Raw genomic sequence first — 20,624 nt, 5'->3', positions numbered from 1 at the left:
TCGACGTTCGCGAGGTAATCTTGGTCGATCTGTTCACCACCCGGCCGACGCCCCCTCTGGCAGAGCTTGTGCGTCCCGCGACGCTCGACGATTTCGTCGGGCAGCGGCATTTGCTCGGGCCGGGAAGGCCCCTGCGCCTCGCGTTCGACGCCGGGAAGCTGCACTCGTTCATCCTGTGGGGCCCGCCGGGCGTCGGCAAAACCACCCTGGGGCGGCTGGCCGCGAACGTCACCCGCAGCCGGTTCATCGCCGTTTCCGCGGTGCTCGCGGGGGTCAAGGACATCCGGCAGGCCATCGACGACGCCCAGGCCGCGCTGGACAGCCACGGGCAGCCGACGGTCCTGTTCATCGACGAGATCCATCGGTTCAACAAGGCCCAGCAGGATGCGTTGCTGCCCCATGTCGAATCCGGCCTGCTGACGCTCGTCGGCGGGACCACCGAGCATCCGGGGCTGGCGATCAACTCCGCGCTGCTCTCGCGGGCACAGGTGTATACGCTCGAGCCGCTGGCCGACGACGCGCTACAGCAACTCTACGAACGCGCGCGCCCCCATCTCCAGGGCGTCGAACTGGATTCCGATGCGCTCGACTTGCTCACGGGTTTCGCGGACGGCGACGGCAGAAGGTTCCTGAACCTGCTCGAACACGTCGCGCTCGCGGCATCGGCGGCCGGCCGGACAGCCGTCGACGGCGCATTCGCGGGACTGTCCGCCAGCCCGTCACTGCGACGGTTCGACAAGGGGGGCGACGAGTTCCATTGGCAGCTCTCGGCCTTTCACAAGTCCCTGCGCGGCTCGCAGCCGGATGCCGCGCTCTACTGGCTGGCCCGCATCCTCGACGGCGGCGGCGATGTGAGCCAGGTCACCCGCCGCATGATGGTGATGGCGAGCGAGGACATCGGCAACGCCGATCCCCGCGCGCTGGAGCTGGCGCTCGGCGCGGCGCAAGCGTACGACCGGCTCGGTTCCCCGGAAGGAGAACTGGCGCTTGCGCAGGCCGTGACCTACCTCGCCGTCGCCCCCAAGTCGAACGCCTCGTGCATCGCGTGGGAGCGCGCCAAGGCATTCGTCAGGGGCGATGGGTCGCGGCCCGTTCCCCTGCACCTGCGCAACGCGCCGGTCCGGCTCATGGAAACGATGGGGTATGGCGCGGGTTATCGATATGCTCATCACGAACGCTACGCCTATTCGGCCGGTCAGACCTATTTCCCGGACGGCGTCGCGCGACAGGCCTGGTATCAGCCGGCCGATCAAGGGGCCGAAATCAGGATCGGGGAAAAGCTCGCCTGGTTGCGCTCGCTCGATGCCGCGGCAGACGGCAACGGGAAGTCCTGATCGGCCTTTCATCGAATTCGCGCCGCTTCGGCGCCGACACGAACGGTAGGAAAAGAACATCATGCCCAACGATTTTTCCGGCAAGCCGGCCGGTCACGCCATGAGCGGCTTCGTGGAGGTGCGCGGCGCACGCGAACACAACCTGAAGGATGTGGACGTGTCCATTCCGCGCAACGCGCTCGTGGTGTTCTCGGGTGTTTCCGGCTCGGGCAAGTCCTCTCTGGCGTTCGGTACGATCTATGCCGAGGCGCAGCGGCGCTACTTCGAATCCGTCGCACCGTATGCGCGGCGCCTGATCGACCAGGTGGGCGTCCCGGATGTGGATGCCATCGACGGCCTGCCGCCGGCGGTGGCGCTTCAGCAGCAACGCGGCGCCAGCAACGCGCGCTCCTCGGTAGGCAGCGTGACGACCCTGTCCAGCCTGGTGCGCATGATGTATTCGCGCGCCGGTGCGTACCCGGCCGGCCAGCCGATGCTGTATGCCGAAGACTTCTCGCCGAACACGCCGCAAGGGGCATGCCCGAGCTGCCACGGCCTCGGCCGCATCTACGAGGTGACCGAAGCGACGATGGTGCCGGACCCGTCGTTGAGCATCCGCGAGCGGGCGATCGCCGCGTGGCCGCCGGCCTGGCACGGACAGAACCTGCGCGACATCCTGGTGACCCTCGGCTACGACGTCGATCGGCCGTGGCGGGATCTTCCGAAGAAGGACCGCGACTGGATCCTGTTCACCGAGGAGACGCCCACGGCGCCGGTATACGCAGGCCTGACGCCGGCTGAAACCCGGGCGGCCCTCAAGCGCAAACTCGAGCCGAGTTACATGGGGACCTTCACCGGGGCGCGGCGCTACGTGCTGCATACGTTCGCCAACACGCAGAGCGCGCTGATGAGAAAGCGCGTATCGCGCTTCATGGAAGGCAAGCCGTGCCCCGTTTGCCACGGCAAGCGACTGAAGGCCGAGGCGCTTTCGGTGACCTTCGCCGGCGTGGACATCGGCGAATTCATGCAGATGCCGCTGGACCGCCTGGCGTCCCTGCTCGAGCCGATCGCCCAGGGCGATTTCCGCGCGCACGCGGCCGGCGCCGGCACGGACCGGGAAGCGACCCGGCGCGACCGCAACGCGCGTGCCGCATCGGGTCGCGCAACGCACACGGTCACGCCGGACGTGCGTCGCACCTCCGCGCTGTCGGAGGAAAAACGCCTCGCCGCGCAACGTCTGGCCCAAGGGGTCGTTGCACGCTTGCGCCAATTGCGGGAACTGGGCCTCGGCTACCTCACGCTCGACCGCGCGACGCCGACGCTCTCGGCCGGCGAACTGCAGCGGCTGCGGCTGGCCACCCAGCTCAGCTCGATGCTGTTCGGCGTCGTGTATGTCCTCGACGAACCCTCGGCGGGCCTGCATCCTTCCGACAGCCAGGCCCTGTACGACGCGCTCGACAGACTGCGCGACGCCGGCAATTCGGTGTTCGTCGTCGAGCACGATCTCGACCTGATGCGCCGCGCGCAATGGCTCGTGGACGTCGGACCGGATGCCGGAGAGCGCGGCGGCCGGGTGCTCTACAGCGGCGCGCCGGACGGCCTGCGCGCGATCGACGAATCCCGCACCGCGCGCTACCTGTTCGACGAGATTCCCGCTTCGCCGAGCCGCGGCCGCGAGCCCGCCGGATGGCTCGAGATGCGCGGCATTCATCGCCACAACCTGCATGGCGTAGACGCGCGCATTCCGTTGGGCGTTCTCACGGCGGTCACGGGCATCTCGGGGTCCGGCAAATCCAGTCTGGTCGCCCAGGCACTCCCCGAACTCGTGCTTCTGCATCTGGGCCACGAACCCGAAGACGACGCGGCCGACAGCACCAGCGAGGGCCCCACGGTGATCGAGGTCACCGCCGGCCATCTGGCGGGCGATCTCGACGCGGTGCAACGGCTGGTGCAAGTGGACCAGAAGCCGATCGGGCGCACGCCGCGCTCGAATCTGGCGACTTACACCGGGCTGTTCGACCATGTGCGCAAGCTGTTCGCCGCCACGCCCGACGCGCGTCGCCGCCGCTTCGACGCCGGGCGGTTTTCCTTCAACGTGCCCAAGGGGCGCTGCGAAACCTGTGAAGGCGAAGGATTCGTCAGCGTGGAGCTGCTGTTCATGCCCAGCGTGTATGCGCCTTGCCCGACCTGCCACGGCGCACGCTACAACGAGGCGACGCTCAAGGTCCTCTGGAACGGCCGCAACATTGCCGAGGTGCTGCAGATGACGGTGGACGAGGCTCGGGATTTCTTCGCTCACGAAGACGCGGTGGCCCGGCCGCTGCAGTTGCTGCACGAAATCGGGCTCGGCTATCTGCGCCTGGGGCAGCCCGCCACCGAACTCTCCGGCGGCGAAGCGCAGCGCATCAAGCTCGCGACGGAATTGCAGCGCAGCCAGCGCGGACGCAATCTCTACGTGCTCGACGAGCCGACCACGGGACTGCATGCATCGGACGCCGACCGGCTGCTGGTGCAACTGCAACGCCTCGTCGATGCGGGCAATTCGGTTGTCGTGATCGAACACGATATGCGTGCGGTCGCGCAGGCCGATTGGGTGATCGATGTCGGTCCGGGCGCGGGCGAAGAAGGCGGGCGCGTCGTGGCAACCGGAACGCCCCGGCAATTGGCCCAGGCGCCTGGCAGTCGCACCGCGCATTTTCTTGCGCAGGAACTGGCGAGAGCCGGCTCGGGCGTTCCCGAACGTCGCCGCAAGCAGCAACGCTCGCCGGCCTAGTTGGTTGAATTGCGCGGCGAGGCACCGTTCGGTCGGCAAACGCCGGCCGTCGGCCGAGGCCGCGACATGGCGACCGTGGTTGCAGCGCGTGACATGCACTTCACGTCATGTGGCCTGCGGTTCCGGCATCGCGCTTTAACCGACGACGATGACTAACATGCGCACAGCCCGAAAAAACGACATGGAAACATCGACGATCGAATTCATGAATTCGAAATGCATCGGCCAGGAATTCCTCAATCTTTTGCATGACGCAAAGATCACGGCACTCCCGAATATACGACTGGATTTAACCGCTCAATTGATCGAATTCATCATGAAAATCGATTCCGGGAATTTCGTTTTCATTTCCCGATTCGCGGCAGCGGATTTCATCGAATTCGGCGGCCTGTCACCGGAGAAAAACATGCATGACCCGACCGGTAATGACTTACACCCTGCTACGCAGGCTGGCCCGAAGACGCTTGTCTTCGGGCCAGACCGTTACGCAGTCGGCACCAGCTCATCCGGGCGCCCGTGCCACGACGATCGGCATTCGCGGATTTCCCTCATCCGGAAGCCGCTCATCCACGCACATCGTCACTCGCAGGCACCCGTGCCACGCAAGCGCATACGCTCCGGAGTCGCTGGCACGCGCGGCGTTACGCCGGCGTGAAGGTGTAAACAGCCAGCTTGTTGCCGTCCGGATCGCGCGTGTAAGCGGCGAAGGCGTGCGGCGCCCAGCCACGCGGGCCCACTGCGCCTTCGTCGGGTCGACCCAGGGACAGTGCGGCATCGTGGAATGCCTGGACTGCCGCGCGATCCGACGCTTCGAAGCTCACCGTGACGCCGTTGCCGACCGTCGCGGGTTGGCCGTTGGCCGGCTTCAGAACGAAGAACGACGGCTTGCCTGCGCCCCAGATCGAGCCGACATCGCCGGGAAGGTCGGCGATACGCGACCAGCCGAGCGTAGCCAGAACCTTGTCGTAAAACGCGCGTGCTTCCGGCAGATTGTTGGTGCCAACCGTGATATGCGTGAACGTGGTCACAATACTACTCCTCAACGAAAATGAAAAAACAAGCGATCCTACCGATCTCGGTGATGCGCCTGCAGGCGACACGAGCCGTGACTGAAATCCCGAGCCACTCGCTCTTGGAATTAGTGAAAATCGAACACGCTTGTCGACGCGTCCGGCTTGCACCAACTCACATCCAGCAAGATCGATTCTATTGAGACGTTCCGGATGATTCTGGCCAAGATCCCTCCTTCAAATTACGCGGAGTCTGAAAAATGTTCCCCTTTTGGCAGGACGAGCACGCAAAGGTCCAATTTCCTTCCGAGGATTCGCAACGAGCGGCCGGGCCGGCGTCGACCCACCCCGTGCATCTCGTGATCTATCCGGGATTCAAGCTGATGGAGGCCGTCGGCCCGGTAAGCGTCCTGAGCTACGCCAACCGGCATCTCGCCGCGCAGGGCGATACGAGGCGGTACAGAATCGACCTCGTGGCCCCGACGCCCGGCGCCATTCCGTCGGACACGCTGATTTCGCTGGACGTGAGCGCGGGCTTGCCCGAGCGTGACGCACTCTCCACGGTACTGATCGCGGGCGCGCTGGATATCGAATCGGCCGTCGCACGCGAAACCGCCCTCGTCGACTGGGTGCGCAGGCGGTCGTCCGCCGCCCGCCGCTTCGCGGCGCTGTGTTCCGGGAGTTTCTTCCTGGCCACGGCCGGCGTGTTGAGCGGCCGACGCGCCGCGACGCACTGGAGCGTCGCCACGCTGCTGCAGCAGCGGTTTCCGTCCGTGGAGGTCGACGCCGATGCGATCTTCATTCAGGAGGACAACATCTGGACGTCCGCCGGCGTCACGGCGGCGATAGACCTCACCCTGGCCTTCGTCGAACAGGATTTCGGACGCAACCTCGCGCTGGCGGTCGCGCGCGATCTGGTCATCTACCTCAAGCGGCCCGGCGGCCAGTCGCAGTTCAGCGACCTGTTGAACAGCCAGATGACCGCGGCCCCGGAGATCCGGGACGTTCAGACCTGGGTCAGCTCGAATCTGGGCAAACCGTTACAGCTGGAAGATATGGCCGAGAAGGCGGGAATGAGCGTGCGCAACTTCACGCGGCTGTTCAAGGAAGAGGTCGGCATGCCGCCGACCCACTACCTGGTCCGGACCCGCTGCGAGCGGGCGGCGACACTATTGCTGGACAGCGATTTGCCGCTGAAGACCATCGCTTCCCGCGTGGGGTTTCCGACGGAGGAACAAATGCGCAAGGTATTCGTCCGGCATTTCTCCCTGACGCCGCGCGCCTATCGCGCGCGCTTCTCCACGACCAGCCTGAAGACATCGTGAAGCCGGGCCGGCGATTCCGGCGACGTGAAGCGAGAGAGGCGCGATCTTGCCCGGCGCTGCGTCGACCGGACACAGGCCGGTGCGCCGCGCTTTCCTTTCGCGGCGATCAGCTTTCCGCGCCGCACCGATGGCAACACAAGAGCGAACGCGAGCACGACACCATCGCCTGCGCGCCGCGCGCGGCGACGATCAACCCGACTTGACTCAGATTGAAGTCCCGCTCGACCATCAGTTCCGTCAGCGCGGCGATAGGAAGCACCACCGACGGATGAAGCAAATGCGCTTTGATCAGGGCTTTCATCATCGACTCCATCACGTAAGGGCGAATCCTGCGACTGCCACGCATGCGCGTTGACCGCTGATGGATTCAACCGCATGCAGGATGAAGACGATTCTATCGACCGCCGGCGGACGATTTTGGACAGGATTGCAGACGGACAGCGAACCGGTGAAGCGAGAGGATTTCCAGACCGCGACCGACAATCGTCGCCCGGCGTCGCAAGCGTGCTCCCGCCCTGTCGCCACGGTCACGCCCCCGGCGATACGGGATCTCAATCTTCTGCGGAAAACAGCCTTTCGGATGCCACCGGCGGGAGAACACCGAAAACGTGCCGGATCCGGGTAGCCGCATCGGCCGATGCGGGTTCCGGTTGACTCGGGAATATGAGTCTCCACAAACCCGGGGCGGATCGAGTTCAATATTTTGACAGTTCTTAACAGCCCGTAAAGCAAGGGACGCTATGATTTCAGTCGCTGTTTGATACGCACACTGGAGCCCCCATGAGTTCGGCACGATCGCTCAACATCGGCATTACAATCGGCCTTCATCACGCGACGGAGAGTCTCTGGGTCAATGGCATCAAACAGAATGCCTTGTATCTGATGAAGCTCTTCCAACACTCGCCGCTCGGCCATCGGGTGACGCTCGTCAATACCACGAGCGTCAAGATCACGCCGGATCTTCCGTGGGATATCACGCAGTTTCCAGTCCGCTCCTTCGACGACGCAAAAGACTCGCTCGATGTTCTGATCGAGCTCGGGGGGCAAATCGATCTGCAGCAGACCGAGTATCTGCAGGCACGCGGCACAAAGGTCGTGAGCTATTGCTGCGGCCCGGAATACGTGCACATGATGCAGGCCATGATTTTCGGCAGACGGCATGCGGAAACGGTATTCATCAACCCACGCTACGATCAGGTATGGATCATCCCGCAAGTGGTCGACACCAGCGCAAGCTTCTTCAGCGTATTGCGACGCCAGCCCGTTCGCGAGGTGCCGTTCGTCTGGGATCCGATATGCGTTGAGGAACGATCGGCTGCGCTCCCGCATCGCGGAGAGTATCGTCCGACCGGACAACCCAAGCGGTTGTCGATCATGGAAGCGAATATCGACGTCACCAAGTTCTGCCTCTATCCGCTGTTGATCGCGGAGTTAGGCTATCGGAAACTGGGCGAAAAGATTTCCTACGTACATGCGACGAATACCGAGCATCTCGCCAGGAACAGCCCCGAATTCGTCGGCATCGCGCATCACCTGGATCTCGTTCGGGATTCGAAAATCAGCTTCGTGGGCTATTACAACACCCCTCAGTTCCTTTCGGAATACACCGATATCGTCATATCGCATCAGCTGGGGTTGGCCTTGAATTATTTCTATTTCGATGTTTGCTGGAACGGTTACGCGCTGGTTCACAATGCCTACCTCTGCCGCGAGCTGGGCTACTTCTATGAGAAAAACGACGCGGAAGAAGGTTGCCGGCAACTCGAACGCGCAATCGAATCTCACGACGAAAACTGGCAGGATTATCGTAACCGGCAACGTGAAATAATCGGGCAGTTCTTGTCGACCAACCCGAAGCAAATCGAGGCGTATGACAAGCTGCTGGGCGGTCTTTTCGAGTGAATTGCGTCGTGATGATGCTGGTCGGGATGCCGTCTGTTTGATGCGTGTGTGCCGTGATCCGCTTCGTGATCTTATAGACGGCGCGCGTCCGACATTCCACGCCGCCGGACTTCGTGCGCTGTGTAAGCGTCTCCGGGCGTCGAGTACCAACCTCTTGAAGAATCAACCCAAGGTGACGACCGTACGTTCCTCTCACGGTCGAGTGCACGAAGGGGCCGCTCCCGTAACAAGCCAAAAGTCCAGCGCTAACACCTAGGCAACGCCCCCAGCTGCTCAGCACTGAGCCGGTGGACAGCTACCCTTGCCAGTCTTGGGCGGATGATCGAGCAGCACTCGTGGCGGGCGTTGACGAGCTGGAAGAACAGATTGCCGCCCTTGGAACTGATCGGCAGGTACTCTCACATCGTAGCCGAGCTATGTTTAGCAAACGAAAACAGGGAGCGGGACTTACCGGCTTGGACGTGTACCGCGGTATGTTCTCGCCCCACCTCTTCAAATGCCCGCCTGATGAGCAGGCGTTTGCTTTTTCACACCGCCTTAACCGTATGCCCATTCGATAATTGTGTATTTCGGGCCCACGCACGCACCACGAACAGAAGTTGGTGGACCTCCATATCGGGTGACTGCCTTTCAGATCATCGATCATTGCGAGCGGCGTGCGTCCTTCGACCGGCAAGGACAGATGCAAGGTCGGCATGTCAGGGGCGTCGGACGCGAGTTGACTGGCGTCGTCGAGCACGTCATGCAAGTACCGGAGAATCTCGCGGATGTCGCCTTCCTCCTTCCCTTCTGCCGCGTCCGGTCCCGACACAGCGACCTGCCGCTGCGCCTGCGTGGCAAGCCATGCAACGAGTGGACACAATTCGGCGGCATGCTGTTGCCCGACGACGGTCCTGCCAATCACCTCGCGTTTGATCGCCCAGCCTGACAGCGTCAGGTTGCCGCTGCCGACCGAGAGCCATAGCCCGCGGTCGTTCGTGCCTTTCAGCGTGCCGGCCATTAACATGAGCTTGGGATGGAAGACGTTCTCGTTCGCGAGCCATTGAATGAGCACGACAGCCTTGATTCCATGATTTGGCAGACTGGTGAAGTGATGTGCGGCGCCAGCTGTCTGCCAAATGCGCTCCATAAGGGCAGCAGTCCGAGCGGATCCCGCCCTCCGGATGATCGGCTCAGCGCGGAATCGGCGTCCGTGAAGTACGGCAAGCCGGCTTACTGTCCGGGGCGCCGCCGCGATCGATGCCGGTCATGCTGGAATCTCGCTCAAAAGTGTTGATCCATGCTGTCGGCGACTCGCAGTCAACGCGGCCACACGCGCAACACATAGATGACCAGCAGCACGGCGGTGATCGTCGACATTCCCAGCGCACCGTAGACGAGCTTCTTCAGGTTTTTCTGGCCCTGTCCGATGACGGAGATCGCGGTGGTGAGATCCGCCAGCACATCCTGCATGGCCTTGCGATGTTCGTCGTGGTTTCGCCCGAGCGCGGCAACGTCCGACCCCAGCATGCCGTACATCGACTTGCCCTGAGCATCCAGCTGCTCGACGTGCACGAGAAGCTGCGCGGTCTGACGCTCCAGCGTGTTCGCTCTTTCGGCGATGCTCGCTTCAACCACACGTACACGCTCGACGACAACGACTGCAAGGTCCGACATCCGTGCGCCCGCGTGTTCATTCATCGCGACGGCAGAGGTTTTCACTTCCCCGATGCGGGTTTCGAGACGCGCGTTGTCTGCGCGTACTTCGTCCTGGGCATTGCCGAGTGCTTTCTGAAAGACATCGGCCAGGCGCTCCAGGCCACCGTGGATCGCTTCGCCCCGAATGGTCAACTGGTCAACATGCGCGGAAAGCTGCGCAGTCTGGCGCTCCTGCGCACTCGCGTGTTCGTTCATCGCGGCGGCAAAGCCGACTCTCAGCTCTCCGATGCGCTCGTCGAGACGCTCGTCGCGCATGCGTACATCGGTGAACGCTTCATCGAGCACAGTGTGAAAGGCGCGCGCCACCTCTTCCTGCTTTGCCCCTATGACACCGAACCGCGGCGCGATCTTCTCTTCGAGTTCAGCCGAGCGTTTGCGAATCTCGAGATCGAGATGGTCTCTGACGGACTCGAGTTCGTCCAGCAGTTTGGGGAACTCCTCGACGATTTTCGCCAGGTCACCCTTTACCCCCTTCTCCGATTCCTTGATCTGCTTGTCGACGCGAAACCTTGCGTCGGCGACCGCCTTGCCGATCTCCTCGGTCACCGGCCGATTCACCATGCTGGAGAGCAGACCGGCCAGACCAGCCGCTGCTGCGTTTGTGTCTTGCTGCGTGCTCAAGCCTCTTCTCCCACCATCAATTTTTCGAACTCTCGCTCGATGAGCTCTTTGTACATGAGCCGATAAAACTGCCGCGTCGGATCGGCTTCTTCGTGAAAGCGGCGCGCGGCATCGGACACGGCCGCCGCGTGCGCACGCTGCATGTGACCGCGGAAGCGCTTGCCGTGCTCGATGCTGCTCCGCATGCGCTTGCCGAAGTCCCTTCGTTCCGCCCACGCCTGCTCAAGTTCGATGCACAGCGCCGCGTGCGACCTCTCGAGCTTCTCGTATCGCGCGCCGAGCACGAGTTCATCGTTCTCGATCTGCATGCGACGCGCATCGACCGCGCGAGCCTTTTCGCGCGCCTGCTCGACGATCGACTTGCGCGCCGCATCGATGTAACACTTGCGGACGCTCTCGACGGCACGCGCCAGCTCACTGAAATCCTTGTCGAAATCAGAAAACACGATCGGGTACCAGTCGAAGGTGTACGCTTCCAGCCGGTCGATGAACTCATGGATCACCCGCGCGGATGGCGGTGCACCGCGTTGAACGAGGTGTGCAACAGACGCGGGCGCCCACTTGCCGTCGTCCTCGTCGGCGGAGATTTCGTTCTCGTCGTCGCTGTTGGTCGATTGAAGCCACAACGATTGAAGCGTCTCGCGCGCCTTTCTCGCCGCGCTCGCCAGATCGGACGGTCGCTTCAATCTCACTTTCGACGGCGCGACCTTGTCACATGAGAATAGCGACGTCAGGGTCGAATCGAGTTCCTCGCCGCGATACAGCGATTCGAATGCGTATTTGCGCTCGCGTAACGCCTGCGCCTCGCGCGCGAGCATCCTCAGCTCCTGCTTCCAGTCTTCGAGCGATTTCGCCTTCGCTCTGATCGCACGGAGGAGTGGCGTGATGCGCTCTCTGTTCTCCGCGTAAAAATCCGCGAGCCGCTTCTGCGCGGCCTGCTGAATTCCGAACGCCATGCGGACACGTGAATAAGGACTCGCGGCGCGACGCACACCGTCGATGAAATCCTTCCATAGCGCATCGACGGCGCGTTTGGCACGCTCGAAGTAGTCGGGGTCCTCGCGCTTCAGGTCGTCCCACGACTTGCCGAATTCGAGTGGATAGATGTATTGCGCGAGATCGGGCGACAGCCTCAAATCGTGCGTGTTCAATTGCTTGACAATCCGTTTCTGCATCTGATCGGAGGGACACTCTCCGTCGCCCCGCCACTCGCGGAAGCTGGCCGACGAGAACGCGTACGTACAGACCACACGAAAACGCATCGGATAGCACATCCAGTCCTGCAGTTCCGGCAGTTGCAGATCCACGGGCCGCAGCGCACCAAGCGTGTTGATTCGGCACACGAGCACGACCAGATCCGCAATGGGCACATACGTCTCCGCGACACGGCGCACGTACGCCGCCTCGTGTGGATTGGTGGCGTTCAGTCCCGGCAGATCGAGCAGGCGAATGTCCGAGGCGAAGCCGTCTTGCGTCGAGGCGAAAAAGCACTGCGGGATATGAACATCGACGACGTCGGCATCCGGGGCGTGACCGGCTTCCACCTGCTCGCGCAACGCACCAAGGCGCGCCTGTGCTTCGGCGCTCGTGAGCGGCGTGTCGTCCTGTCCGATCTGCCAGTCATCGCTCTGCGACCGGCGATATCGCGTGGCCGTAGCGGTCGCAGACTTGCCGACCGAGCGGCCACCTCGCAGCACGTCGCTCACTTCGCGCGCGCGCGCTGGGGCGATGCCGAGCATCTCGAGCATCAGCGTGGTTTTGCCGACCTGCGTCGAACCGTACACCACCACCGTCACCTGACTGGACCGGCTATAGCCGGCCGTCAGTTCGGGATCGATGTGCCGCGCGAACTCATCGAACGCGTCGTACGCCCAGTCTCGACGCTTGTCGTGAAGTTCAAGCCAGAGCTTGTCGATCACGGATATCATTCATCAAGGTGAGGCGCGCACGGTCGAGCGCCGCTAGGTCGCGCAGGAATTGGTCGCGGAAGCCGAGCGCGGTGTCCAGCCGATAAGCCACGGCGAGCGTGCGGTGCATGCGTTCGCCGATCTGCTCCATGATGTCGTCGTATATTTCGAGTTGCTGCGCGACATGCTCCTTCGTCAGATGCTCCATCACCGAGCCAATGTAGCCGAGACGCGCCGCATCGTACTGGTTAATCTGCTTGATCGCCGAATGGGCGATGAAGAGACCCACCACCACGCCTGACGCAACCAGCGATAGCGTGTGGCCAACGCCCGTCGCCGTCGTGGCCGCGCCAAATATGCTGGCGATCAGTTGCGGGATATCCGCCACACCGTCGATCGCAAGGTCCACCGCGAACACGCAGGCGACGGCGCGCAGCACGGTCCTGAGCGATTCGCTGACTTCGGCGCCGAACTTTGCGCCTAGCGTCTCCACTACCTTGCTCATTTCCTCCGGCGAGTTCAGCGCGGCACGGATCTCCGGTTCGGAGATCAGCAGGCTCTGGTTGATCCGCATGAACTCCATCGTGATCGCCGGAATCAGCCTGACCACGACCTGGAGCGATTCGTGATCGTCATTCTCGAGTGCCTCGGTCTGCATCGACTCATCGCCGAGCACGCGCCGCAGCCCGGTCCGCACACGCGCCTCGGCCCATCGGCCGTGCTTCGCCTCGACAAGCGGCCCGCTCTCGTATCCGAGCATCGGCAACACAGTGGCAGCGTTCTGCGCGTCGCGCGTGCCGCCCGATTCGATATGCAACTGTGATTTCGCCATCCTCGACAGCACCGTGAAGTGGCTTTCCACCAGGTTGCGCGGTCCGTCACTGTCGCCCGGCGCCTGCCAGCTTTCGACGATCCGCGTGATGTGCGCTTCCTCGTTCACGCCCGAACGCAACATGAGAAAGTTCTTGGCCTGGCGCATCTTGTTCGTGAAACCGACCTCCTCTTCGTGGTACCGTTTCTTCGCAGTCTTCTGTGCGCGGTTGGCGTATTCGCGGGTCAGCCTGCGAAGTTCAACCTCGTACTTGCGCCGATAGCTCGCGGCCGAGTCATTGAATTGCTCGATGATGCTCGAGCGCTGCCGCTCGGCCACGCTCGATACAACGGCCTTGTCTGTCAGCGCTTCCTTGAGGCGTTCCTGCAGGTCACGCAATTCGTTGCCAAGCAGATCGAGTAGATCGTCGACACGCACCTGATCGGCATCGGCCGCCTGCAGCGCATATTTGTTCAATCCGGCCAGTAGCGGGCGTGACCAGTTGGACACGTAGTCGCGTTTGCCCACGCCCGTGGTCACGATGCGTTCATCGCGCTCGCTCGCCGGCACATCGAAGACCTCAGCTGCCCGCTCGATGATGCGCGCACGGTCCGCCAGATCGACGTTCTCCGTCTTGCTAGCGACAATCATCGGCTTGCGCAGTGCGAGACAGGTTTCCGACAGATCCTTCATGATCTCGAGTTGACTGTTTTCGGCAAGCCGTCCCGCATCGGTCACGATGACCGTTCCGAGCGCGAGCCGCAGTGTCCCGCGCATAAGCTGCTGCCAAGCCGTGTTCTGCTCGTTTTCCATCTCGTAGCCCGGAAGCAGGACGAAACCCGTCTGGGCGCCGTTGAAATGCCGGATCGGCACAAACAGCGTCGGGAACAGGACGCCGCTCTCGGCATAGTTCGTGATGCGCTTACGGAACTCGTCGGCCGTCAGCTCTTCGCTCCCGATCTCACCAGTCTGCTTGTCGATGGTCTGCACCACACCGATTGGCGCACAGATTCCCTCTTTCTCCACGATGAACACTGGCATCTGTTCGCCGCGACCTTCGTTGTCTTGCAGCCACATGTCGTCCAGTTCGTAAAGCTCGCGGATCAGTCGCGTCTTGCCCGCACCCTGACTTCCGGCAACCGCAATGTAGTAACGCTCGTTGAGTTCGTGCAGGATCCGCAGCTTTCGGACCACATTGACGAGCCCGGTCGTCACTTCATGATTCACTTCCACGCCGTCGCTGGCCTTCAGAAGGTTGACGAGCGCGCTGGTCAATCGCGCTATCGATGCTGGATTGAGTGGCATTTGCCTGTCCTGTCTGTTCGAATTTTTCAAGAGCGGCGCGCGGATTCATCGTGCGCGCCGGGTTGGTCAGATAAGATATAGCGTCGTGGATTTTTGTTATTGATCAGGTTCGCCGTCTCTGACATGGCCGATGTGTTCGGCCTGCATTCGGTCGTTGCCATTGAACTGGCTTTCTCTCATTATCGGCAGCAAGCGCAATTTCTTGCGTGCTTAATACGTCAAGACTTCAGTCCGGCCGAAGCGGAAAAAGCAAACGGTCGCCGGACATCGTCACGTGTCCTTCCTCGACAAGAATGGCAGCCAGATACGACACGACCTGCCGCCGACGAGCGCGATTCTCGATCAGCCAGGCACCGAGAGAACCCGCGGGCGGCTTATCATGCGACGTCCCGATGACGACCGGCTCCGGCTGTCGGCCGAAGTGCGCCATTATTTGCTCCAATGTTTCCGGCGTCACCGTTTCGGTATAACTGCCCGTGCCAATGACCATTCGATAGCCCGTCGCCAGCGTGCCGTCGTATTCGAAACGTGCTTTCTTCACCAGCGTGTGAAGTTCTTTCATACGTTCTTCCCTTTGCTTTCTATCTTTCAAATGTTGTCGTTGCGGCTCATCGCGACAGACGAATGATGCACGTGACCTGCGGCGGGATTTTGTAGCCAGTTAAGCAGTGAGTCGCATGTCGATATTATCGGACTCCGGCCAGGCTCGACGGACCGTGGCCGGAGGTTGGTAACGATGGGCGCTATGCGGCCGCTTCTCGTTGTAGAACTGACGCCATTGCTCGATGAGCACCCTGGCTTCAGCGCGGCTGCGGAACCATTCGCGATTCAGCAGTTCGTCGCGCAGCTTGCCATTGAAGCTTTCGACGAAACCGTTTTGCCATGGGCTACCGGGCGTGATGAAGGCCGGGCCGACAGACGCGTCGCGCAACCAGCGCATGACACGGGCAGCGGTAAATTCCGCACCGTTGTCCGACCGGATGAACGCCGGCTTGCCATACAACCGCATCAACCTCGACAGCACCAGAATCACGTCCTGAGAGCGCAGGCTGGCGCCGACCTCGATCGCCAGACATTCCCGCGTGTATTCATCGATAACGCACCGCATCTTCAAGACCCGGCCGTCTACCAGCTGATCGTGGACGAAGTCGTAACTCCAGACCGAATTGGGCCGCGTCGCGCCGGGCAGGCGAATGTCGCTGCCGCAGCGTCTGCGACGCTGGCGCCGTCTCGGGATACTCAGCTTCAGGGCTCGCCACAGGCGGCGCACCCGCGATTCGCCCAGCGACAGCCAGGCCGAGATACGTCGATACCCAAAGCGCGGCACTTCCTGAGACGCTGCGATCAACTGCTCGCCCAGAAGCCGATCTTTCTCCGGCTGTCTAGGTTTGTAGGCCGGCACCCGGCGGCTCAAGCCCAGGTAACGGCATGCCTTGCGTTGTGGCAGCCCCCGCCGGATCAGGACTTCCAGCGCTTCGCGCCGGCCCGTCGGGGTATTCATTTTTTTCGGCTGAACTCCTTCAGGCCATCGATCACCAGCAGTTGCTCGGCAATCAGGCGCTTGAGCCGCTCGTTTTCCGATTCAAGCTCTTTGAGCCGACGGGCTTCGGCCACATCCATACCGCCGAACTTGTTTCGCCACCGGTAAAACGTCTGCTCCGTGATGTTGTGCCGCCTGCACAGATCTTTCACCGGCTCTTCGCGGCTCTCGGCTTCCCGCAGAATGAGGATGATCTGTTCGTCGGTATGTCGCTTCTTCATCGAGTTCTCCTTGCCTTTAGGATAAGGGAACTCACTTGCCATTTGGCTACACGATCCGTCTCAGGTCAGTGGGCCTGTGCCGAGGCGGACCATTGGTGACAGGCGCTGTCTTTGTCGGGTAGTTTGAACGTGGACTTCGAGATAGCCACGTCGAACACGCGCGCATCTGCAGATGCCGCTGCAATGCGGAATGCCCTCGCTGCAGAGTACGGCAGTAAAACCCGGATCAGATGACGGGGCGTCGAACTGTGCTGTTCGTAGAGGGGAGAAACAAGCGTGGGAAGAAGTGCGATACGACGTTGCGGCCACGCAGCGTCGACCAAAGGGATGTTGCTTCCGCTGTCGATTGAGAAGGCGCGCGCATTGCGTATAGTGGTTCCGATTGCTATCGCGGTGCTTTCTGGCGGTACTCCGGCTTATGCAGCGTCGCCCCAACAACAGGCAACCGGAAACAATTGGCGCGATGGCAGTGGTACGGCTATCTGGAAAAATGGCACCAATAAACTCTGTTGGCGCGATGCCGAATGGACGCCTGCCACAGCAGATACGCGCTGCGACGGGCTGTTAGACGTAGCACCGGAGCATGCAGAGAGGGTGCCGCCACCTCCGATCGGTGCTGAGCAGCCCAGGATTCAAGCGGATGCATGGTTCGACCTTGGTAAGTCGATGCTGAAACCGCTTGGGAGGCAAAGGCTGGACGAGTTGGCCGAGAAGCTCTCAGCGGTAAATTTGGAGGTTGTCGTCGTGACGGGATTTACAGATCGTCTAGGCCGGATAGCATACAACGACGAGTTGTCGTTACGTCGTGCGCTTGTTGTCAAGACGTACCTGGTGAGCAAAGGTGTACCTGTAGAACGAATTTACACGGAGGGTAAAGGGACGCGGAACCCGGTCACGGCGAGATGCAATGAGAAAAATCGGGTGAAGCTTATTGCATGTCTTGCCCCGGATCGCCGGGTGGAAATAGAGGTTCTTGGTACGTTCAAGCGATAGTTGGCGCGGGTAAAAGGCAATCAAGGAGAATAAGCGATGATGTTGAGTAGAGCAGTCAATGCCTTGCGTTTCCTGGTTTGCTGCGCGGTTCTTGCCCGTGCGAGTTGCCTTTACGCTGCGGAGATTCCTGAAGAAGTGCAACTGCTTGTAAAGTCGAAAACGGATGCGCAACACACGTTGATGCCCCCGATCATCAATGCCGATCCTGCGATGCCTGGGACGTACGTGTACTTCCTGGAGAATACTGGAAACGAGCCGGGGTACTCGAAAGACAATCGCCCGTACATGATCGACGCACACCTGTTGTTCGCTGATGCGGCGCACCACTGGCATGATGTACCGTTCGACCGTTACTTGGAAGATGGCGGAATTCCGCAGATTGCCTCCGTATTTTTTGCGAATGCCGATCACGATCCGAAGGACAAGGAACTGGTCGTTTTGGTTCAAACGCCGCAGCGGCACTACGATTACGGCGGGGACTTCTACGACGGCTACATCTACAAGCTGACGGGTTCCGCGTCAACAGGCGCCGTCTTTGTTGGCCTTCAAAGTGATGCGAGCGAACCGTTCATTGGTCAATGCGAATGCGGATTTCGGGATGGTCGTGTCGAACACGCACGCTATGCTGACGCTGCTTCAATCCGTAAGGCGCTTGCCGCAAAGTACGGAAACAGAGCGGCAGCCAGATGACGGGGCGACGAACTGTGCTGTTCGCGGAGGAAGAGGAAAGAGCGCGGGAAGAAGTGCGGTACGACGAGTTGGCACGGTATCGTGCTTGACGTGTGAGCGAAACAGGGTTGAGCCACGACTTCGAAAGGCGCCCGACAAGCTCCGTACCCCACGCCGAGATGCGCGCTTTCCCGGTCAGGAAATTGAGGTGACGTGAGAGCATTCAACAAAGCGCACACCTATACACCGCCTTGCGAGTCATCGCACGACACAACGCCCCTGCCCAGCATCAACCCAACCGCGCATCACCGACAAACGACTGCGACGCAAACGCAGTTTCAAAATGCGCAAGAAAATCCGACGCAGGCCGCGTCAGTTGCAATCCCGGCGGCGTGAGCCGGTACAGCTGAAGCGGAGGCGGTGACATCGGCAGCGGCAACGGCGTCAGTTTAAGGCCGAACACGGTCTCGGCGAGCGAGTGCCGGGTCCACGAGAAGACTGCATCCGTGGTCACGAGCAGGCTGTAGAACAGCGCATACGACGTGCAGCGCGTGATGCAGCGCGGCGGGGGCAGGCCTGCGCGCTCGTGCAGGCCGCGGATATACACGGGAAAGCTCTCGCTCGCGTCGGCGTGGATCCATTCCGCGTCGCGCAGCGCATCGAGCGACGTCGCGCCCGCAAAGCGCCCGTTCTCGCGCGTGACGAACGCGGTGTCGAACGTGCGGATCGCCTTCACGTCGGCCGACTCGACGACCGGGCCCGTGACGGCGGCGAACGCGAGATCGAGCGTCCGGTTGCGCAACTGCTCGGCGAGCAGGTTGAAGGTCATTTCGCGCAGTTCGCACTGGACGTGCGGCCAGTGACGGCGAAACGCCGCATACGCGTCCGCGAAGCCCGTCACCGCGACGATCGGCGTGAAGCCGATCACGAGCCGGCCGTCGCGCAACCCCTTCATGTGCGCCATGTCCTCGCGCGCCCGTTCGAGCTCGCGCATGACCGCCTGCGCGCGTCCGAGCAGTGCGTCGCCTTCCGGGGTCGGCACGACGCCCCACGGCTTGCGCTCGAGCAGCGGCACGCCGAACTCGTTCTCCAGTTCCTGGATCGCCTTGCTGACCGCCGGCTGCGTGACGTGCAGCGCCGTGGCGGCGCCCTTGATGCTGCCGGCCGTCGCCACGGCCACGAGTGCGCGCAATTGATGGGTTTTCATGATGCGGAAGATATCACCGGAAGTTATTCATATCAAAATTAGTGAGTTTTTTGACCGGAAGCGTCTCTCTATGCTTGGCTGCGACGGTCGCGCGGCGGCCGATCCCATGGAGCCCCTCAATGACGCAGGAACTTGCTCACGTGCTCGCGGCGATCCGCGAGTCCGAGTCCCGATTTGTCGCGATCCGCCGCGACATCCACGCCCACCCCGAACTCGGCTTCGCCGAGACCCGCACCGCGCAGCTCGTCGCGGAGCGGCTGGCGGAGTGGGGCTATGACGTGACGACCGGTGTCGGCGGCACGGGCGTCGTCGGCCGGTTGCGGCGCGGCGCGTCGGCGCGCACGCTCGGCCTGCGCGCCGACATGGATGCGCTGCCGATCCAGGAGGCGACGGGGCTGCCGTATGCGAGCACGGTCGCGCGCACGATGCACGCGTGCGGGCACGACGGCCATACGGCGATCCTGCTCGCCGCCGCGCACTATCTCGCCGTGCAGGGGCGCTTCGACGGCACGCTGAACCTGATCTTCCAGCCGGCCGAGGAAGGGCTCGGCGGCGCGAAGCGAATGATCGACGAAGGCCTGTTCGAGCGGTTCCCGTGCGAACGCGTGTATGCGCTGCACAACGCGCCGGGCGTGCCGGTCGGCCATTTCGCGCTGCGCTACGGGCCGATGATGGCCTCGTCCGATTCAGTGACGATCACGCTGACGGGCAAGGGGGGGCACGGCGCGATGCCGCAGCTCGCGAGCGACCCGATCGTCGCGGGCGCCTATCTCGTGACCGCGCTGCAATCGATCGTTTCCCGCAACATCGACCCGACGAAGCCGGCGGTCGTGACCGTCGGCACGTTCCATGCGGGTACCGCGCCGAACGTGATTCCGCAGGACGCGACGTTGCAGTTGTCGGTGCGCTCGCTCGACGCGGCCACGCGCAACGAAATCGAGGCGCGAATCCACCGGATCGTCGACGCGCACGCGCAAGCGTACGGGATGACCGCACAGGTCGACTATCAGCCGATTTCGCGCGTCGTCGACAACGATCGCGCTGCGTCGGATCTCGCGGTCGAGACGATCGCGGCGCTGGCGGGCGACGGCGCGCTCACGCTGTTGCCCGACGGCGTGATGGGCAGCGAGGACTTCTCGTGGATGACCGAATGCGTGCCGGGCTGCTACGTGCTGCTCGGCAACGGCATCGATTCGCAGGGCGGCTGTTCGGTGCACAACCCGCACTACGACTTCAACGATGCCGCGCTGGGCTGGGGCGCCGCCTATCTCGCGGGTGTCGCCGAGCGCTACCTGACGGTGGACTGACGCGCGCGGGGAAATGGCAGGG

The 20,624-nt window shown here is 62.3% G+C and carries 17 protein-coding genes; 9 read left to right on the top strand and 8 right to left on the bottom strand.

Annotated features, from left to right (window positions below):
* The first annotated feature begins 20 nt into the window (after nt 1-20).
* The 3 genes from GQ57_RS01590 (at nt 21) to GQ57_RS41260 (ending at nt 4,741) form a co-directional block, all read left to right on the top strand.
* Nucleotides 21-1,334, top strand: coding sequence for a replication-associated recombination protein A (locus GQ57_RS01590; RefSeq protein WP_034196888.1), 1,314 nt, complete (start codon nt 21-23; stop codon nt 1,332-1,334).
* A 61-nt stretch (nt 1,335-1,395) separates the two neighbouring features.
* Nucleotides 1,396-4,086 (top strand): excinuclease ABC subunit UvrA, encoded by a 2,691-nt coding sequence (locus GQ57_RS01585; protein WP_034196887.1) that lies wholly within the window; start codon nt 1,396-1,398, stop codon nt 4,084-4,086.
* A gap of 181 nt (nt 4,087-4,267) precedes the next feature.
* Nucleotides 4,268-4,741, top strand: a complete 474-nt coding sequence (locus GQ57_RS41260; RefSeq protein WP_152603168.1) for a hypothetical protein — start codon at nt 4,268-4,270, stop codon at nt 4,739-4,741.
* On the opposite strand, the gene GQ57_RS01580 is transcribed toward GQ57_RS41260, so the two are convergent.
* Nucleotides 4,728-5,114, bottom strand: a complete 387-nt coding sequence (locus GQ57_RS01580; protein WP_031397198.1) for a VOC family protein — start codon at nt 5,112-5,114, stop codon at nt 4,728-4,730. The genes GQ57_RS41260 and GQ57_RS01580 overlap by 14 nt on opposite strands.
* Before the next feature lie 242 nt (nt 5,115-5,356).
* On the opposite strand from GQ57_RS01580, the gene GQ57_RS01575 reads away from it, so the two are divergent.
* Nucleotides 5,357-6,421: a GlxA family transcriptional regulator gene (locus GQ57_RS01575; RefSeq protein WP_081894806.1), complete on the top strand. Its 1,065-nt coding sequence runs from the start codon at nt 5,357-5,359 to the stop codon at nt 6,419-6,421.
* Between the two features lie 106 nt (nt 6,422-6,527).
* On the opposite strand, the gene GQ57_RS01570 is transcribed toward GQ57_RS01575, so the two are convergent.
* A complete protein-coding gene (locus GQ57_RS01570) occupies nt 6,528-6,722 on the bottom strand; it encodes a hypothetical protein (RefSeq protein ID WP_034196985.1) in 195 nt (64 codons plus the stop codon).
* Between the two features lie 479 nt (nt 6,723-7,201).
* Here GQ57_RS01570 and GQ57_RS01565 point away from each other — a divergent pair, with 479 nt between their 5' ends.
* Complete coding sequence (locus GQ57_RS01565) at nt 7,202-8,323, top strand: DUF2827 domain-containing protein (RefSeq protein ID WP_031397195.1); 1,122 nt, start codon at nt 7,202-7,204, stop codon at nt 8,321-8,323.
* Between the two features lie 619 nt (nt 8,324-8,942).
* Entirely contained in the window at nt 8,943-9,251 is a 309-nt protein-coding gene (locus GQ57_RS42965; protein WP_160257497.1) for a hypothetical protein, read from the top strand.
* A gap of 371 nt (nt 9,252-9,622) precedes the next feature.
* On the opposite strand, the gene GQ57_RS01555 is transcribed toward GQ57_RS42965, so the two are convergent.
* The 5 genes from GQ57_RS01555 to GQ57_RS01535 all read right to left on the bottom strand — a co-directional run bounded on the left by GQ57_RS01555 (nt 9,623) and on the right by GQ57_RS01535 (nt 16,426).
* Nucleotides 9,623-10,642, bottom strand: a complete 1,020-nt coding sequence (locus tag GQ57_RS01555) for a hypothetical protein (RefSeq protein ID WP_034196885.1) — start codon at nt 10,640-10,642, stop codon at nt 9,623-9,625.
* Nucleotides 10,639-12,561 carry a hypothetical protein gene (locus GQ57_RS01550; protein WP_034196884.1) on the bottom strand — a complete coding sequence of 641 codons (1,923 nt, stop codon included), beginning with the start codon at nt 12,559-12,561 and terminating at the stop codon, nt 10,639-10,641. Before GQ57_RS01550 ends, GQ57_RS01555 begins: the two co-directional genes overlap by 4 nt.
* A complete protein-coding gene (locus tag GQ57_RS01545) occupies nt 12,539-14,665 on the bottom strand; it encodes a hypothetical protein (protein ID WP_152603167.1) in 2,127 nt (708 codons plus the stop codon). The genes GQ57_RS01550 and GQ57_RS01545 overlap by 23 nt, the downstream gene beginning before the upstream one ends.
* 226 nt (nt 14,666-14,891) lie before the next feature.
* Complete coding sequence (locus GQ57_RS01540; protein WP_034196882.1) at nt 14,892-15,227, bottom strand: hypothetical protein; 336 nt, start codon at nt 15,225-15,227, stop codon at nt 14,892-14,894.
* A gap of 99 nt (nt 15,228-15,326) precedes the next feature.
* A protein-coding gene (locus GQ57_RS01535; protein ID WP_152603166.1) for an IS3 family transposase occupies nt 15,327-16,426 on the bottom strand; the annotation gives its coding sequence in 2 pieces (ribosomal slippage) (nt 15,327-16,174 and nt 16,174-16,426; 1,101 coding nt in all).
* Nucleotides 16,427-16,753: 327 nt separating this feature from the next.
* Between GQ57_RS01535 and GQ57_RS38685 the strand changes: the two genes are divergently transcribed.
* Both GQ57_RS38685 and GQ57_RS01525 read left to right on the top strand, forming a co-directional pair.
* Nucleotides 16,754-17,419: an OmpA family protein gene (locus GQ57_RS38685; RefSeq protein WP_081896557.1), complete on the top strand. Its 666-nt coding sequence runs from the start codon at nt 16,754-16,756 to the stop codon at nt 17,417-17,419.
* A gap of 36 nt (nt 17,420-17,455) precedes the next feature.
* Complete coding sequence (locus GQ57_RS01525; protein ID WP_152603165.1) at nt 17,456-18,109, top strand: hypothetical protein; 654 nt, start codon at nt 17,456-17,458, stop codon at nt 18,107-18,109.
* A gap of 268 nt (nt 18,110-18,377) precedes the next feature.
* Here the strand turns inward: GQ57_RS01525 and GQ57_RS01520 are convergent, their stop codons facing one another.
* The gene (locus tag GQ57_RS01520; RefSeq protein ID WP_031403390.1) at nt 18,378-19,295 is read right to left on the bottom strand and encodes a LysR family transcriptional regulator; all 918 of its coding nucleotides are present in this window, start codon (nt 19,293-19,295) and stop codon (nt 18,378-18,380) included.
* A gap of 119 nt (nt 19,296-19,414) precedes the next feature.
* Between GQ57_RS01520 and GQ57_RS01515 the strand changes: the two genes are divergently transcribed.
* Nucleotides 19,415-20,602, top strand: coding sequence for a M20 aminoacylase family protein (locus GQ57_RS01515; RefSeq protein ID WP_034196879.1), 1,188 nt, complete (start codon nt 19,415-19,417; stop codon nt 20,600-20,602).
* Nucleotides 20,603-20,624: the final 22 nt, after the last annotated feature.

The organism is Burkholderia sp. MSh2, from assembly GCF_000731655.1.
Taxonomy (GTDB): domain Bacteria; phylum Pseudomonadota; class Gammaproteobacteria; order Burkholderiales; family Burkholderiaceae; genus Burkholderia; species Burkholderia paludis.
The sequence above is the reverse complement of the archived record's forward strand: the minus strand, read 5'-3'. Positions and strand labels throughout refer to the sequence as shown.

What these genes read in the sequence shown, in the direction of transcription:
- GQ57_RS01585 (WP_034196887.1), top strand. Translation starts at nt 1,396, where the DNA reads ATGCCCAACGATTTTTCCGGCAAGCCGGCCGGTCACGCCATGAGCGGC.
- GQ57_RS01545 (WP_152603167.1), bottom strand. Translation starts at nt 14,665, where the DNA reads ATGCCACTCAATCCAGCATCGATAGCGCGATTGACCAGCGCGCTCGTC.
- GQ57_RS01525 (WP_152603165.1), top strand. Translation starts at nt 17,456, where the DNA reads ATGATGTTGAGTAGAGCAGTCAATGCCTTGCGTTTCCTGGTTTGCTGC.
- GQ57_RS01515 (WP_034196879.1), top strand. Translation starts at nt 19,415, where the DNA reads ATGACGCAGGAACTTGCTCACGTGCTCGCGGCGATCCGCGAGTCCGAG.
- GQ57_RS01570 (WP_034196985.1), bottom strand. Translation starts at nt 6,722, where the DNA reads ATGAAAGCCCTGATCAAAGCGCATTTGCTTCATCCGTCGGTGGTGCTT.
- GQ57_RS01575 (WP_081894806.1), top strand. Translation starts at nt 5,357, where the DNA reads ATGTTCCCCTTTTGGCAGGACGAGCACGCAAAGGTCCAATTTCCTTCC.
- GQ57_RS01520 (WP_031403390.1), bottom strand. Translation starts at nt 19,295, where the DNA reads ATGAAAACCCATCAATTGCGCGCACTCGTGGCCGTGGCGACGGCCGGC.
- GQ57_RS38685 (WP_081896557.1), top strand. Translation starts at nt 16,754, where the DNA reads ATGTTGCTTCCGCTGTCGATTGAGAAGGCGCGCGCATTGCGTATAGTG.
- GQ57_RS01565 (WP_031397195.1), top strand. Translation starts at nt 7,202, where the DNA reads ATGAGTTCGGCACGATCGCTCAACATCGGCATTACAATCGGCCTTCAT.
- GQ57_RS01540 (WP_034196882.1), bottom strand. Translation starts at nt 15,227, where the DNA reads ATGAAAGAACTTCACACGCTGGTGAAGAAAGCACGTTTCGAATACGAC.
- GQ57_RS41260 (WP_152603168.1), top strand. Translation starts at nt 4,268, where the DNA reads ATGGAAACATCGACGATCGAATTCATGAATTCGAAATGCATCGGCCAG.